The sequence below is a fragment of the Micromonospora sp. WMMD1155 genome (assembly GCF_029581275.1).
In the GTDB taxonomy this organism is placed as follows: domain Bacteria; phylum Actinomycetota; class Actinomycetes; order Mycobacteriales; family Micromonosporaceae; genus Micromonospora.
The window spans coordinates 7,032,755-7,048,497 of the sequence record NZ_CP120742.1; the positions used below are offsets into that span (position 1 = coordinate 7,032,755).

The following is a 15,743-nucleotide window of genomic DNA, read 5'->3' on the forward strand; positions in this document are numbered from 1 at the left end:
CTCGGTCGCGGCCGGGGCCTCGTGGTGATTCGCCCGGCTTGTCCTCGCGGGTCTCGCCCGCCGCGCAGACATGGATAGCCTTCGACCACCAGCCCGACGTCGCGTCGGCCACCTGGGTGACGGGGGATCATCGTGTTCAGTAGGCTCGCGCGCGCCCGCGGCGCCGTTCTGGCGACGGCCGCGTTGGCCGGCGGAGTGCTCGCCGGCAGCGGCGCATCCGCGGTCTCAGGTGGCCAGGATGTCCCGGACGGCGGCCACCCGTTCACCGCCAAGGTGATGTTCGGGAGCCTGCACAGCTGCACCGGCGCTCTCGTCGCCAGCCGGTGGATCGTCACCGCGAAGACCTGCTTCGCCGACGGAACGGCGCCGGTCGCCGAGGGTGCGCCGAGCCGTCCCACGAGCGCCCTGGTGGGGCGGACGAACCTCGCCGGCACCTCGGGGCATCGCCTCGCGGTCACCACCGTGGTTCCGCACCCGACGCGCGACGTCCTGCTCGCCGAGCTGTCCGCGCCGGTCACCGACGTCACGCCGATCCCCTGGTCCGGCACACCGCCCACGGTGGCGGAGACACTGCGGGTCACCGGCTACGGGCGCACCGCGACCGAGTGGACACCCGACCGGCTGCACACCGCCACCTTCACCGTCGACGCGGTGGGCGCGGCGACCGTGGACGTCGCCGGCACCTCCGCGGCGGCCACGGTCTGCAAGGGCGACGCGGGTGGCCCGGCCTTCCGGGAGACCGGCACCGGCCCCGAACTGGTGGCGATCAACAGTCTGAGTTGGCAACACGGTTGTCTCGGCGAGACCGAGACGCGTACCGGCGTCACCCAGACCCGCCTCGACGACCTGGGCGACTGGTTCCGGCAGACCCTCCACCTCCAGCCCTACGCGCTGTCCAACACCGTCGTCGGAGAGTTCACCCGCGACGGACGCGACGACCTGATCGCCGCGGAGCCGGGCACGGGCAAGCTCTGGCTCCATCCCGGCACGTCGACGGACCGGGTCTGGGGCGAGCGGCTCCAGATCGAGCCGGAGACCGACTGGAGCGGTTACCGGGACCTGGTCGCCGGCCAGTTCGACGGGGACGCGTACGACGACCTGTTGGGCGTCGAGGTCTCCACCAACACGTTGTGGCTCTTCCCCGGCACCGCGGGCGGGGGTGGTTTCGGAGACCGCGTGGTGGCCGGCACCAACTGGCAGGACCTGGCCGACCTCGTCGTCGGCCGGTTCAACAGGGATGCCTACGAGGACCTGGCAGGCATCCAGCTCTCCACCGGCAAGCTGCTCATGTTCCCGGGCACGTCCGCCGGAGGCACCCTGTGGGGCACGCTGACGGAGATCGGGTTCAGCGGGTGGACGGGCAAGCGCGAGCTGGTCGCCGGGCGTTTCAACCGCGACGGCTACGACGACCTGGTGGTGGTGGACAAGAGCAGCGGTGACATCCAGATGTACGCGGGCACCGCGGCCGGTGGATCGACCTGGGGGCAGGTGTCCACCATCCAGACCGGGGGCAAGGGGCTGACCGCGCTCGCGGCCGGCAAGCTCAACCCGGACGGCTACGACGACCTCGTCGCCGTGGAGAGCGACCAGGTGTGGTTGTACCCGGGCACGGCCGTCGGCGGCAGTCTGGGTGCCCGCGTACAACCCGTCGGCCGGGTTCCCGTCCTGCAGCCGCACGGTCTGCTGGAGTCGGTGACCGGCGAGTTCAACCGCGACGCGTACGCCGACCTGATCGGTGTCGAGAAGGGCACCGGGCGGCTCTGGCTCTACCCGGGCACCGCCGCCGGCAGCTGGGGTCCGCGAATCGCGGTCGGCTCCGGCTGGAACGGTTACCGGGATCTGACGGTCGGCCGGTTCAACCGGGACGACTACGACGACCTGCTCGCCATGGAGCTGAGCACGGGCAGCCTCTGGCTCTACCCGGGCACGGCGGCCGGCACCTTCTGGGGCAGTCGTGGCACGACGCCCGTCGGTTTCAACTGGCTGGGGTTGGAGCGGCTGACCGCGGGCCGCTTCAACGGCGACGGGTACGACGACGTGGTGGCTGTGGAGAAGACGACCGGGAAGCTGCGTCTCTACCCGGGCACCGCTGCCGGCAGCGGTTGGGGCGCGAGCAGCATCATCGACTCCGGCGACTGGAACACCCTGGGCGCGGTCGTGCGGGGCCGGTTCAACCGGGACGCGTACGACGATCTGATGGCCGTGGAGAAGGCCACCGGGAAGCTGTGGCTCTATCCCGGTACCGCCGCGGGCGGCTCCTTCGGCAGCAGGGTCGAGGTGTTCGGCGGTGGCTGGGCGGGCCGAAACGAGCTCGCCGCCCTCCGCTTCGATCAGGACGGTCACGACGACCTGGTCGCGGGCGACGCGGCGACGGGACAGGTCTGGGTCTACCCCGGCACCCCCACCGGCGGCGCGGTGTGGGGCGACCCGACCGAGTACGGGCCGATCTCCTGACCGGCGAGGCCAGCCCGGACACCTGGCGGCGTCGTCGTACGCCTGGCCACTGACCCTGCTGGTTGCCGGGAGGGCGTTCACTCGTAGCGGTACCTGAGCGAGTCGGCCTCCGCCTGCTCGATGTCGGCGATCGTCAGCTCCGGCATCCGCAGCTGGGTTAGCGTCACCTCGGCCGAGGTCGGCTGGGACACTTCTATGCTTGCCGCCGAATGCACTGCGGCTCATCCGGGGCCGGGGGGACACCACCACTGCGAGGGCCTGCGAATGCGCCGGAAGTCTGCCCTGAACGACGCCGCTACCGAGGTCAGCGCAGGACCGCCGGTCGCCACCGCGGAGGGCGTCGCGCGCCGATCCGCGGTCGCCGAGGAGCAGGCGTTTCTCGACCTGGCCACAGCCCAGCGTGACAGGTTGGCCGACCGCCTACGGATCGAGTTGTCGTCGGATGCCCTGGACGCGCTGGAGCAGGCCCGGCAGCGCATGCTTCGTCAGCAGTACGAGGAGCTACGGCGGGCCCGGGATGGGCTGGTCTTCGGTCGGCTCGACGGTCTCGACGGCACCGTGCGACACGTGGGCCGGGTCGGTCTGCGCACCGACGGTGAGGACGCTGAGCCGCTGCTCCTCGACTGGCGCGCTCCCGCAGCTCGCCCGTTCTACACGGCGACGGCTGTCGACCCACAGGGTCAGGCGCGTCGCCGTCACATCCGAACGAGGGAATCGGTGGTCGTCGGGGTGGACGACGAGCCACTGGACGGGACGGTCAGTGGGGAACTCGTCGGGGAGGGCGCGCTTCTTGCCGCCCTCGACCAGCGGCGCACCGGCCACATGTCGACGGCGATCGCCACGCTGCAACGCGAACAGGACGACATCATCCGGGCCGAGGCGACCGGGCCGCTGATCGTCCAGGGCGGCCCCGGCACCGGCAAGACGGTGGTCGCCCTGCACCGCGTCGCCTACCTGCTGTTCGCCCACCAGCGGATGGCCGATCAGGCGGTCCTGGTCCTCGGCCCCTCGCCGCGGTTCCTGCGGTACATCGCGCAGGTCCTGCCCGCGCTCGGCGAGACCGCCGTCGTCTCGGCGACCTGTGACACCCTGCTGCCCGGGGTCCGCGTGGCCCGCGACGAGAGCAGGCTCGTCGCCGAGATCAAGGGTCGCGCTCTCTGGCAGCCGGCCCTGGAAGGCTACGTCACGTCGCTGCTCCCCCGGCCCCGCGAGCTGACGGTGCGCTGGGAAGGGGAGTCCTACGTCATCGCAGCCGACCCGGTGGCGCAGGCGTTCGCCTCGGCGGTGCAGGGACGCCCGTACCACCGCGCCCGCGCGGCGTTCGCCGAGCAGTTGCACCACCTCCTCGCCGAGGCCGTCGTCGAGCAGCGCGAGGCGTTGATGGACGAGATGGAGGAGGGCTTCGAGGACATCCTCGCTCGCGTCGACCGGGACATGCGGCAGGACCACCGGTCCAGCCGGGCGCCCGCGGGCAGCGACATCGACGGTCTGTTGTCCGAGGAGGAGGTCGAACACCTCCGTGACCGGATCGCCGAGAACGCCACCATCGCCCGGTTCGTCGAGGCGTGGTGGCCCACTCTGGACGCCGAGACGGTGCTGGCTGGTTTCCTGGCCGACCGCACCCTGCTGGCCCGGTTCGCACCGCGACTGTCTCCGGCGGAGATCTCGGCGGTCTCGGCGGAGCCGTCGCCGTGGGCATCGAGCGACATCCCCCTGCTCGACGCCGTCGCCGACCTGCTCGGCGAGGTCGACGCGCCGTCACCGCAGGGTGAGTTCGTCGCCGAGCGCGCCCGCCGGCAGCGCGGGTGGGTGTACGGCCACGTCGTCATCGACGAGGCGCAGGAGCTGTCCGAGATGCAGTGGCTCATGGTGTTGCGGCGGTGTCCCAGTCGATCCATCACGGCGGTCGGCGACATCGACCAGGCGGAGGCGGCACACCGGCACACCAGTTGGGCGGAAGCGGTGCGGGCTGCCTTCGGGGACCGCTGGACCGCTGCGGAGCTGACCATCTGCTACCGGACGCCGCGTGAGGTCATGGACCTCACCGCACCGGTCCTGAGGGAGGCGGGCAGCCACAACGCGCCGCCCCGGGCGGTACGGTCCTCCGGCATCACGCCCTGGGAACTGACGATCACACCCGCCGAGCTTGCCGACGCCGCCGCCCAGGCGGTGCGACGGCTGCGGCGACGGTGGTACGGCGGCACGGTCGGCGTCATCGCCCCGGCGGACCGCATCGCCGAACTCTCCTCCGTGCTGAGCGATGTGCCGGTGCTCACCGCCGCCGAGTCCAAGGGGTTGGAGTGGGACGCGACGCTGGTCGTCGACCCGCACCGGATCGCTGCCGAGCCGCGCGGCTGGAACGGTCTCTACGTCGCCCTCACCCGGTGCACACAGGAGTTGGGGCAGCTGATGCTCACGCCGTAACCGTGCGGATCGTTCCTCAGGGCAGAGTTGGATATCGAGTTGGTTCGATGTAGCGTGGGAACGCTCCCAGATCACCACCACCACCCACCTGCTCGAGGAGCTGAACATGTCGCGACGACGTCGTCGCCCGGCCGCCATACTGGCCGGGCTGCTCATCCTCACCCTGTCCGCGCTCCTGTTGCCACAGTCATCGGTGACCGCCGGCCCGCCCCGCACCCGGGCGGTGCCACTCACCGAACTGACCGTGGTGTCCGAACGGGTGGCGTTCGGCCTGCAGCGGCCGATCGCCATCACCGGGCTGCCGGACGGCCGCATGCTGATCGCGGAGAAGGCCGGCACCGTCCGTGCCTACCACCCGGACACCGGTCTGGCCGCCGATCCGGTGCTCGACCTGAGCGCCCGGATCGACACGTCGGACAACGAGCGTGGCCTCCTCGGCATCACGCCCGCGCCGAACTTCGCGCGGACCGGGATCCTCTACGTGGCCTACACGAGCCTGCCGGCCGGCACGCTGACCCTGGCGCGCGTGCCCCTCGGTGCTCCCGACCGGTTGCAGGTGCTGCTCACCCAGGAGCACCCCGAGTACGGCAACCACAACGGCGGGCAGGTGGCGTTCGGCCGCGACGGCTACCTCTACTGGTCGACCGGCGACGGCGGCGGCGCGAACGACCCGTTCAAGTCGGGCCAGAACCTCGGCACCCTGCTCGGCAAGATCGTGCGGATCGACGTCAACCGCAGCTGCGGCGGCAAGCCCTACTGCGTACCCTTCGACAACCCGTTCGTCCGTACGGCGGGCGCGCGTCCGGAGATCTGGGTCTACGGGCTGCGCAACCCGTGGAAGTTCTCCATCGACCCGGTCGACAACTCGCTGTGGATCGGTGACGTCGGCCAGGGTCTGATCGAGGAGATCAACCACATCCGCCCGTCGCAGCGCGGAGCGAACCTCGGCTGGTCCTGCCGGGAGGGCACGCCGGTCTTCGACCAGACGCAGTGCCGCCCGGGCGTGCGGCTCACCGACCCGATCGCCGAGTACGACCACTACATGACGGAGAACTGCTCCATCATCGGCGGCCTGGTGTACCGGGGGTCCGTCACCCCGGAGGCGCGCGGCACCTACGTCGCGAGCGACTACTGCTCGACCCGCGCGTTCGCCATCCGTGCCAAGTCCACGGGTGGCTACGAGTCCGCCGAGATCGGCACCTTCCCCACCCAGCCGACGGCGTTCGGCGCCGATGTGAACGGCGAACTGTACGTACTCAGTGACCTACCGGGGTGGCTGAGCAAGGTGCGGTTCGAGCGGGTCCAACCCGCCTCGAACCGCTGACCCTCGAAACACTTCGCAACACCTGCGGGGACGGCCGCTCGCGTGCGGCCGTCCCCGATCAACGGGTCAGAGACCGGCGGCGTGTGCGGCGGCGGTGCCGCCGACCACGGGTAGGACGATGTTGCTGCTCTTCAGCGCCACCTGCAGGTTCGCGGCGGTGGTGTCCGCCTGGCTGGAGTACTGCGGGTAGCTGGCCACGATGATCACACCGATCCGGTGGCCGGACTTGAACACGTAGTCCTCCGGCAGCAGCGGGAAGCTGAAGTTGTACGACTCCCCCGGCACCAGTGGCACGCCGACGCGGATCGACTGCCGGTTCTGGGCGTCCATGATGCCCTTGGTGACCAGCTCGTAGTCGGCGGTGGCCACCCGCTTCGCCGTCTGCTTGTAGCAGCCGTCGTCGGTCGGGCTGCTCTCGCCCCAGCAGTCCGACGTGTCCAGGGTGATGATCCCCTCGCCGGAGGCCCGGTGCGCGACCCGCTCGTCGGTGCCGTAGTCGACCAGGATCGCCCCGAGGTTGGTGTCGGTCTGGTCGGCGGAGGCCCGCAGTTGCACGGTGGGGGTGCCGGAGATGTGCAGCGGCGCGGTCAGTGGCGCGGAGAGGAACGCCAGCCGGTTCGGCTGCACCACGTCCGGGTTGAGGATCATGGTGTTCTGGCTCTGCGTGCGGCTGTCCTGGAACGCCCCGGTCGCCGGCTTCGCGGTGGGCACCAGCGCGAGGCCGCCCGCGCCGGTGGTGCCGGGCTGCAGGAACACCTCGGTGTCGGCCTTACCGGGGATGGGCCAGTCGGCGTGGGTCTCCCACACGTCGGCGGAGCGCTCCAGATCCACCCGCGGCTCGTCCATGATGCCGTTGACGACGCCCTGCAACCAGAAGTCGAACCAGCGGTGCAGCGTCGACACCCACACCGCGCGGCGCGAGTCGAACGGGTCGACGTGGCCCTCCTGCGACAGCCACAGCTTGCGCGGCACGTTGTTCTCCGCCAGGGCGTACCAGAACTTGCTGAAGTGGTCCGGGCGGACGTTGTCGTCGTTGAGACCGTGGTAGAGCAGCACACTGGCGGTGACGTTGGGGACCTTCTTGACGTAGCTGCGCTCGTTCCAGAAGGCCGTGTAGTCGCCGTGCTCGTCACCGTCGGCGGCGCCGATCGCGTCGCGTACCGGCTTGCAGTAGTCCCGGCGCTCCGGGTTGGTGACCGTGTTGGCCAGCGACGCCACGTAGCTGTTGCCACGGGTGATGACGCCGTTGCTGCGGACGTAGTCGTAGTACTCGGTCGGTCCGCTGATGGGCACGACAGTGGTCAGGCCCTTCACGCCGGTCACCGCCGTGGCCATGGCCAGCGAGCCGTCGTACGACTTGCCGATCATCCCGGTCTTGCCGTTGTGCCAGTCCGCCTTGACGATCTGACCGGCGGCGTTACGGGCGGTGGCCCGGCCGTTGAGCCAGTTGATGGCCTGCTTGGCGCTCAGGTTGTCCTGGTTGGCGTTGGTGGTGGGGCAGCCGGTGGAGTTGTTGGTGCCGACCATGTCCAGCAGGATCACCGCGTAGCCGCGCGGCACGAAGTAGTTGTCGTAGAACAGCGGCCACTTGTCCAGCAGCCCGTCGCCGTCGAGGTCCGCCTTGCACTCGGACTCGTTGCCTCGGCAGACCGTCGAGTAGTAGGGGCTGGCGTCCATCACCACGGGCGCCTTGAGGCCCTGCGCGGTGGCCGCCGGCCGCATCAGGTCGAACGCGATGATGTCGCGTAGACCGTCGTTGTCGCTGTCGAAGGTGGAGTCGATGAAGAGGCGTTCCCGGATGGCGTCGGCGTAGCCGAACACCGGCTGGGTGACGCCGTCCTGGACGACGATCGACGGCGGGCCGTCCGCCGCCAGTGCCTGCGGCGCCGCGCCGAGGGCGGCGAGCACCGTCGCGGACAGTACGGCCACGCATCTGCGCCAGCGCGTTCCCACTGTGGACATGCAGTCTCCTTGATGTGTCCGAGGTTGCGTACGCTACGAGCCGGTGGCCGGTGCCACCACCTGCACGTGTAGGAACTTCGCCCGGTGTGGTTCGACGGGCCTACGGCCGGTCGGCCAGCACCAGCTCCCGCAGCCGCTGGTCGAGTGCCGGGGCGTCCAGGCCACCCGGCCAGCCGCGGAGCAGGGCGCCACCCTTGGCCACCAGCACGACGGTCGGCGGCTCCCGCACCGCGTACGAGCGCCAGATGGTCTGCTGGTCGTCCAGGACGATCGGATACTCCACCCGGTGGGTGCGGAGGTATTCCTGAACGTCGTCGGCGTGGTCGGCACCGGCCACGCCGACGAACACCACCCGGTCCCGATAGGTGCGGGCCAGGTCACTGAGCGCGGCCTGGCGGCTGGCGCAGGTGGTGCACCAGGAGGTGAAGAAGGTCAGCACGACGGGGCGCTGCGCCCACACGTCGGCGGCGGCGAACGGTGTGCCGTCGGTGAGCGCGCCGGTGAACGTCGGGGCGGCCGGTGCGGTGCCGGGCACCGGGCGCAACGCCAGGTCGGCGGGGACCGGTCCGGGCAGCGCCGCAGCCCCTCCGGCGGGCGTCGGCGCGGGCTCGGGCTCGGGCGTGCTGCATCCGCCCAGCAGCGCCGCCGCCAGCAGCAGCGGCAGGAACGCCCGCCTCATGACGGCACCACCGCGACCAGCGCCGGGCCCTCGCTGCTGTCCGGGGTCAGGTCGAGTGGCGGCCGGCCGTCCACCTCCAGTCGGTAGGAGTCGCGCTGCGGCACGCGTACCCCGACGGCGAACTCGCAGTAGGTGGGCAGGCGTTCGACGCCCAGGTCTTCGGCGAAGGCGGCCACCGCGGTCCCCGCCGACAACTCCCCGCTGGCCAGGGCCGCCCCGTCCGGGTCGAGCACGCGGAACGGCGCGCGGTTGTGGAAGTGCTGGTAGGGACCGGTGCCCGCGCAGTCCACACCAGCGGCTCGGATGTTGATGTCGCGGACCAGGACCCGGACGGTCGTCGGGGAGACCGCCTCCTGGGTGGCACCGACAGTGCCGCAGCCGGTCGCGCCGACCAGCAGCAGGGGCAGCAGAGCCGTGGTGCGTCGCCGCACGTCATCCTCCTCTCGCCCGCCTGCCGGGTCCGCGGCGGTGGGCCGCCGTGGACCCGGCAGGAACGGGGTCGACGTCTGGCGTCGGTCAGGACTTCTCGACCCGGCACTGCTTGGTCACCGTCTTCGTCGGGTCGCTCTCCGAGGTCGCGGTGAGCTTCACGAAGCCGGTGGCCGCCGCGGCGGCGGTGGCGCCCACCGACACCCTGACCGTGGTGGCCTTGCCGAACTGGGCGGTGGCGAGCTGGTTGGGCAGCCAGGTCCGCCAGCCCTTGCCGGCCACCTCCGCGGAGAGGCGGTAGACGTCCGACTTCAGGTACGCGCTGACGTCCTCCGGGTGCTGCTGCCCGCCGGCCGAGTAGGTACCGGTGTTGGTCAGCTCGAACGAGCAGGTCACTCCCCGGTTGGTCGGCTTGCCGCCGCCGGTCACCTCACCCTTGCCCAGCGCCACGCCGTGGGCGCTCGGCCCGCCGGTGCCGTCCAGCGAACGCACCGCCACCGTGTACGAGAGCGAGCCGGCCGCGTCCCGCTTGAGGTCGACGATGTAGAAGTGCAACCGGTTGGCCTCGTCGACGTACTCGTACTGGCTTCCGGTGTCCGCCCCGGCGTGGAACAACGCGTCGGAGAGCTGCCGGTAGTCACCCATGGTGATCTTCTGCGGGGTGCCGTCCGGCCGGTAGAAGTCGATCATGTCGATGTCCTGCGGGTTGGCGTCCACCACCCACTGGAACGGCGCGCTGTCGGCGTTCTTCGTCTTACTCAGCAGCACGCCGCTGTCCGGGGTGAAGGAGTCCGCACCCATCCGGTCGACGACCTCGACCGTGTAGTTGTTGAAGCTGCCACCGTCACACAGTGGGTCGGTGCTGACGCCGCACGCGGGTGACAGGTCCTTGTTCAGCGCGATGTTCACCCCGGTCAGACCCTTCGGACCGGCGTCGACCGCCCGGGCCGTGACCTGCGCGACGACCAGGCCCGAGGAGGCCAGCGACTCCCGCGACAGCCGCAGCACGTGCTCCTCGCCGAGCAGGCCGATCTTCAGTTTGTCCCGCACGGTGTGCAGCGAGCCCATCGAGCCGCCGTTGGTGGGCGGGATCTGCCAGCGGGTGTGCGGGCCGCCCGGGCCGTTGAACGACCCGCGCGACATCATGCTCCAGATCCCGGTGTACGCCCGGCGCAGCGGCTCGCCGTACGGGTTGTTGTAGTTGTCGCCGATGCCCAGCAGATGGGTCAGCTCGTGGGCGTACACCCCCATACCGGAACTCTCCCCCTGCGTCGAGGAGCCGCCGCCGGCGTTCGGCCACAGTGTCGCCGCCGCCTTCCACGAGGTCCAGTCCACGTAGCGGGTCTTCGCCCAGTTCGGCAGGTTGGGGTCCGGCGGGCCCCAGGCGTCCGGCACGTCCTCCTTGTTCTGGAAGATCATCTGCCCGAACTCCTGCCAGGTCGACGACTCGTCCTGGCCGGCGCTGAGGATGAACACCAACTCGTACTGGTTGGCGACCTCCTCGCCGACGGCGGCCCGCCACGCGCCCAGGCCGTCGGTGCGGATGTTCTTGCCGCACACGTCCCCACTCGGGCAGGCGCCCGGGTTGAACCCGTTGTCCAGCCCGTACTGGTAGGACTTGGCCGGCATCTGGTACGGCCCGAACCCGGTGAGGTCGACGCCGTAGCGGCCGTTGGAGTCCTGCATCCAGTACTCGTGCAGGGTGTGGCCCTTGTTGAGAGTGTTCGGGGTGTTCAGGAAGTCCTGGTAGAACTTCGGCACGTCCGCCCGGGGGATGTTCGTCGCGACGGACTGGGGGTTGCCGAAGACCGTCGAGCGGGCCCGCTGGGAGACCGCGAACGTCTCGTCGGGATAGTCGAGCGCCACCAGGGCGATCTTGAAGTTGCGGACCGAGCCGGACACGCTCGGGTCGGCCCAGTTCTTGCCGGGAACGGCCTTGTAGTCGTTCCAGGTCATCGTGTCCGGGTTCTGCCATGCCTGCGGGTCGAGGACCTGGAACGGCGCGGTGCCGCCGGCCGGGTTGGCCGGGGCGGCGGCGGCCTGCGCCGCCCCGGTCGCCACGAGCGTGGTCACCACGGCTGCGGCCAGCACGGCCCGCCTCAGCCGGGTTCGATGGGGGGTACGGGGCACGGAACCACCTCTCGTCGGAGGAAACGCGGCGCCGGCGTCCCGGTGGGGGTTGCGCGGGACACCTGTCAGCAGGCCGCGCAGCGAATCTAGGAGCACGGGCCGGTGCCGGTCACCGTGCAGATGTCGGCAGGTGGGCCGGCGACTTCCGACACCTGAAGGACCAGCGCCCACCGGCGGCTCAGTCGGGGGCGGCCGCCGGAGGCCGGTTCGACGGTGGCCGCTAGAGCCCGCAGCACGTCCCGACGCAACCGGTCGGCGTCAGCCACGGGCAGGGGTCCACGTGGTGGACGGCACCGCCCGCCGAAGCGCCCCGCGCAGGCCATGGCGAGCTTGACGGCCTGCACCGACTCCGGCCGGGGGGCCCAGCCGAGGATCGGATGCAGCTCGGCGTAGAGCGGCAGCGCCCGGCCCAGGTCACGGGCGATCACGTCGGCGGCGCGGGCGGGCGGTACCTCGGGTGGCAGCGCGAGCACGCCGTGGGCGCTGGCCCAGGCATGCTCCGCCCAACGGCAGGCCTGCCTGCTGCCGTAGCCAGCGATGCCCGGCACCACCGCGCAGCCGGACGGCGCGGCCTACACCGTCGCCCTCACCACCGCAGCCCGCTCATCGTCGGAGAGAGAGCCCGGTACTCCCGTTACCTCTCAGTGTGCTCTAGCAGGCACACGATCAGCAGTCTCGCCTTGCGGCGGGACGGTCCCGGTCTTCTCCGCAGGTGCGGTGCCGGGTTGACGCTTCACAGCCACCAGCCCACCGAGGCGGGTCTTACGGTCGGCTCCACGTCCAGCCACCGGGCCACTCCCGGCGGTATCGCAGTCGGCCGCTAGAGCGGCCAGGTTACGTGCGGCGTTCAGATCCCGGTCCAGGATCAGGCCGCAGGCGGTGCAGGTGTAGGTCCGCTCGGACAGGGCGAGTTTGGTTTTCGCCACGCCACAACCCGAGCAGGTCGCACTGGACGGATACCAGCGGTCAGCCACGGCCAACCGGCCGCCATTCCAAATGGTCTTATACGCCAGTTGGCGGCGCAGTTCGGCGAACCCAGCGTCGGCGATGTACCGAGCCAACCGCCGGTTACGCAGCATCCCGGCCACGTGCAGGTCCTCTATCACGATCGTGCCGTACTGACGTGCGAGACCGGTGGTCAGCTTGTGCAGACTGTCGCGGCGCAGGTTCGCCACCCGCGCATGCGCCCGCCCGAGCCGGGCTTGAGCACGCTGCCACCGCCTGGACGGCCGCTGCCCGGACAGCCGGTCGGGGCCGACCTTGCGCGACAGCCTCCGTCCAAGAGCACGTAGCTTGCGTTGTGCGTCATTGAGGTGGCGTGGATTGGGGACGGACTCGCCCGTCGACAACACCGCGAGGTGCTTCACACCCACGTCCAGGCCGATCACCGCACCGGGGCGTGCCGGATCCCGTTCGGCGCGCTGCACTTCGACGGTGAATGACACCTGCCACCGGCCACCATCGCGGCGCACCGTGGCGGACATGATCCGCGCCGTGCCCGCCTCGAGACGGCGGGCGAGTTTGCGCGCCGACTCGTGCAGCTTCATCCGACCCAACCTCGGCAACACGACATGTGTGCGGTCAGGTTCGACCCGGATGGCACCAGTGGTGAACCGCAACGATGCAGTGGTGCGACGGCGCGACTTAAATCGGGGAAAACCGACCGCACGGCCGGCACGTTTTCCAGATCGAGAATCGGCCCAGTTCCTCAAGGCTCGGGCCAGGGCATCGAGACCGGTGTTGAACGCCTCTTTGGAACACTCACGCCACCACGGCGCTACCTCGTGCTTAGCCGTGTTCCACGTCTTACGCAGCGCGGGTAGCGACCACGACATGGCCGGGGGTAAGCAGGTCCTCTGTTATGCCGTAGGAACGTTCGGCGGCCCGCTGATCCATCACCGCTTTCACCCGGGCCAGCACCCAGTTGTGTGCGACTCGTGCGGCCCCGGCGTGCGCTAGCAGCGTGCGTTCCTGCACCGGAGTCAGGTCGAGAGCGAACCGATACGCCTGAACCGTCTTCACGCCGGACTGTCCCTTATGGCAGCCTCGATCACACGGCGGACACGGTTCACGCCGGCGCGCCGTCCGCACAGATGGGCCCACATCGACGTCAGGATCTCCGTCACATCACGCACTAGGTTGCCGTCCACCTTGGCCGGCTCAACCACCAACAGCCGGCGACCCTGGGCGGACAATACCCTCACGTACTCAGCACCGAACCGAGCGGACCGATCACGATGCTCGACCACAATCGTGGATACTAGCCGGGTCGCGCAACAAAGCGAAGAACCCCTTACGGTGACCATTGGACGCCGAGCCAGCCTCGGTCACCATTCGGTCTACGTTGTGTCTGCCCAGTGACCCAGACCATGACCTGGGCAACCTGCCGGTCGAGGTCCGTCTCCTGGTCGGCCGACGACACGCAGGCATACACCACGACCTGGCCCTTGCCCGAAGCCATACCGATCAACCGCTCACCCACCATGATCAGACGCCCAAGCCAGTAGGTGGGAACAGGCGGCTTCCCAGATTCGAGACGTCTACGTGCGGTCACGTACGAGACTCCGTGACCGTGTGTAGAACTTCAGGAAAGTCGGTGAGGCGTCCGCGCCAGCCGGTGTCAGGGACTTTCCAGTTGACCAGGTGCGCGACCGCTCGTTCGACCGCTGCGCGGGTGCTGTTGATCGCTCGGTTGCTGGCGCGTCGCACGTGGCCGAATTCGGCCCCGCGGGGATTGCGGGCGCCGGTGATCGATGGGGTGCTTAGGTAATCCAGGTCGGCGATCATGCCGGTTCCGCCTGATTTGAGGTGGTTGGCCCACCCGCGCGCCCGGGTCTATCAGTCTCAATTGGCAATCCTCTTCCCACCGACACCGCTCGTCATCCCGCCCGCACCATGCGCGGCGGCGCTGGTGCGGTCCGTACCGGAAACCTAGGAACGTCTGTCTCCCCGGTCTTCGGACAAATGCCGGAACCGTCGCGACGCCGTCCGTCTCTTGTCGCGACTTCGCGAGTGGACCTTGCGCGATGCCCCACCCGCACCGGAGGGTGAGGACTGGCGGTCGCGCGATCCCTGTCACGCAGCGCAACCAGGGGAGTCGAATGCACGGTGAGCTCCAGCGAATCGTCGACGCCGTCGCCGCCCGGGTGGGGCGGCCCGCCCTCATCGAGGACCGACGACAGCGGGTGGTCGCCTACAGCGAGCACGACGGCCCGATGGACGACGTCCGCCGGTCGTCGATCCTGCGCCGGCAGACGACGCCGGAGGTGATCGCCTGGTTCCGGGGCATGGGTGTGCTCACGGCGTACGCGCCGATCCGCACCCCCGCGTGCCCCGATCTGGACCTGCTGGCGCGGGTGTGCGTGCCGATCCGGCACGACGACCTGCTGCTCGGGTTCGTCTGGTTCATCGACGCGGACGGTTCGATGACCGACGCCGACATCGCCACCGCCACCGGCCCGTTCACCGACCTGTCGCTGGCCCTGTACCGGGAGAACCTGCTCGGTGAACTCGCCTCGCAGCGGGAGACCGAGGCCACCCGTACCCTCCTGGTGGAGAGCCGGCAGGCGCGCGAGCACGCGGCGCGGGCGCTGCTGGAGGAGGGCGTGGTGGCCGCCGACGGGTCGACGGTCGCGCTCGTCGCCCAACTCGTGCCGACCGGCGGGCGGCAACCCGACGAGGTGGCCCGGATCGCCCTGGAACAGGCCCTGGTCACCACCCGCCGGTGGATCGGGGTGCGGGAGACACTGCATCTCGTCTGGCACGACCACGGGGTGCTGCTGCTCTGCGGCGACCGGATCGTCGGCCGCCCCTCACCGGAGGCGTCGGCCGGGCACCTGGACGAGGCGCTGGGCACCGCGACCCGGGGCCTGGCCTCGGTGGAGCGGACCGTGACCGGGATCGGTCAGCCTCGCGCCGGTCTGTCCAGCGCTGTCGAGTCCTACCAGGAGGCCGCGCAGGCCGCCCGGGTCGGCACGCAACTGCCCGCGCTGGGCCGGGTGGTGTCCTGGGCCGGGCTGGGCATCTACCGGGTGCTGTCCCAACTGGACAGCCGACACCTCGACGTCGCGGGCGTCCACCCCGGGCTGGAGCGACTGCTGCGTGACGACGCCCACCAGGTGCTGTTGGAGACCCTGGAGGCGTACCTCGACCTGGCGGGCAACGCGCACGCGACCGCCGAGAAGCTCCGGCTGCACCGGACCACCCTCTACTACCGGCTGCAACGGGTGGAGCAGCTCGCCGGGACCGACCTCAAGGACGGCAACGAACGACTGTGCCTGCACCTGGCCATGAAGCTCGGTCGGCTCACCGGCCACTACCGCACGACCTGACACCGCCCGC

12 protein-coding genes and 1 pseudogene are annotated in these 15,743 nt (G+C 70.3%); 4 read left to right on the forward strand and 9 right to left on the reverse strand.

The genetic code is table 11. From position 1 onward, the window contains the following. Nucleotides 1–132: 132 nt before the first annotated feature. The 3 genes from O7617_RS32190 to O7617_RS32200 all read left to right on the forward strand — a co-directional run bounded on the left by O7617_RS32190 (nt 133) and on the right by O7617_RS32200 (nt 6,202). Nucleotides 133–2,454: an FG-GAP-like repeat-containing protein gene (locus tag O7617_RS32190; protein ID WP_282260344.1), complete on the forward strand. Its 2,322-nt coding sequence runs from the start codon at nt 133–135 to the stop codon at nt 2,452–2,454. A 264-nt stretch (nt 2,455–2,718) separates the two neighbouring features. Then, on the forward strand, nt 2,719–4,878 hold the full coding sequence (locus O7617_RS32195) for a UvrD-helicase domain-containing protein (RefSeq protein WP_282260345.1): 2,160 nt from the start codon (nt 2,719–2,721) through the stop codon (nt 4,876–4,878). A 106-nt stretch (nt 4,879–4,984) separates the two neighbouring features. Then, complete coding sequence (locus O7617_RS32200) at nt 4,985–6,202, forward strand: PQQ-dependent sugar dehydrogenase (RefSeq protein WP_282260347.1); 1,218 nt, start codon at nt 4,985–4,987, stop codon at nt 6,200–6,202. A gap of 66 nt (nt 6,203–6,268) precedes the next feature. Here the strand turns inward: O7617_RS32200 and O7617_RS32205 are convergent, their stop codons facing one another. The 9 genes and pseudogenes from O7617_RS32205 to O7617_RS32245 form a co-directional block, all read right to left on the reverse strand. Then, nucleotides 6,269–8,164, reverse strand: a complete 1,896-nt coding sequence (locus O7617_RS32205) for a CocE/NonD family hydrolase (RefSeq protein ID WP_282260349.1) — start codon at nt 8,162–8,164, stop codon at nt 6,269–6,271. A gap of 100 nt (nt 8,165–8,264) precedes the next feature. After that, the gene (locus O7617_RS32210; RefSeq protein ID WP_282260351.1) at nt 8,265–8,843 is read right to left on the reverse strand and encodes a TlpA disulfide reductase family protein; all 579 of its coding nucleotides are present in this window, start codon (nt 8,841–8,843) and stop codon (nt 8,265–8,267) included. Continuing rightward, on the reverse strand, nt 8,840–9,274 hold the full coding sequence (locus O7617_RS32215; RefSeq protein WP_282260353.1) for a hypothetical protein: 435 nt from the start codon (nt 9,272–9,274) through the stop codon (nt 8,840–8,842). The genes O7617_RS32210 and O7617_RS32215 overlap by 4 nt, the downstream gene beginning before the upstream one ends. A gap of 85 nt (nt 9,275–9,359) precedes the next feature. Beyond that, nucleotides 9,360–11,402, reverse strand: a complete 2,043-nt coding sequence (locus O7617_RS32220) for a M6 family metalloprotease domain-containing protein (protein WP_282260355.1) — start codon at nt 11,400–11,402, stop codon at nt 9,360–9,362. An 86-nt stretch (nt 11,403–11,488) separates the two neighbouring features. Then, nucleotides 11,489–11,950 (reverse strand): hypothetical protein, encoded by a 462-nt coding sequence (locus tag O7617_RS32225; RefSeq protein ID WP_282260356.1) that lies wholly within the window; start codon nt 11,948–11,950, stop codon nt 11,489–11,491. A gap of 93 nt (nt 11,951–12,043) precedes the next feature. Then, nucleotides 12,044–13,237, reverse strand: coding sequence for an IS607 family element RNA-guided endonuclease TnpB (gene tnpB, locus O7617_RS32230; protein WP_282260357.1), 1,194 nt, complete (start codon nt 13,235–13,237; stop codon nt 12,044–12,046). After that, complete coding sequence (locus O7617_RS32235) at nt 13,209–13,424, reverse strand: helix-turn-helix domain-containing protein (protein WP_282260358.1); 216 nt, start codon at nt 13,422–13,424, stop codon at nt 13,209–13,211. The genes tnpB and O7617_RS32235 overlap by 29 nt, the downstream gene beginning before the upstream one ends. After that, nucleotides 13,421–13,956, reverse strand: a pseudogene (locus tag O7617_RS32240) (IS607 family transposase). The gene O7617_RS32235 and the pseudogene O7617_RS32240 overlap by 4 nt, the downstream one beginning before the upstream one ends. Continuing rightward, nucleotides 13,953–14,189, reverse strand: coding sequence for a hypothetical protein (locus O7617_RS32245; RefSeq protein WP_282260360.1), 237 nt, complete (start codon nt 14,187–14,189; stop codon nt 13,953–13,955). Before O7617_RS32245 ends, O7617_RS32240 begins: the two are co-directional and overlap by 4 nt. 314 nt (nt 14,190–14,503) lie before the next feature. Here O7617_RS32245 and O7617_RS32250 point away from each other — a divergent pair, with 314 nt between their 5' ends. Next, a complete protein-coding gene (locus O7617_RS32250) occupies nt 14,504–15,733 on the forward strand; it encodes a PucR family transcriptional regulator (RefSeq protein WP_282260362.1) in 1,230 nt (409 codons plus the stop codon). The last annotated feature ends 10 nt before the right edge of the window (nt 15,734–15,743 follow it).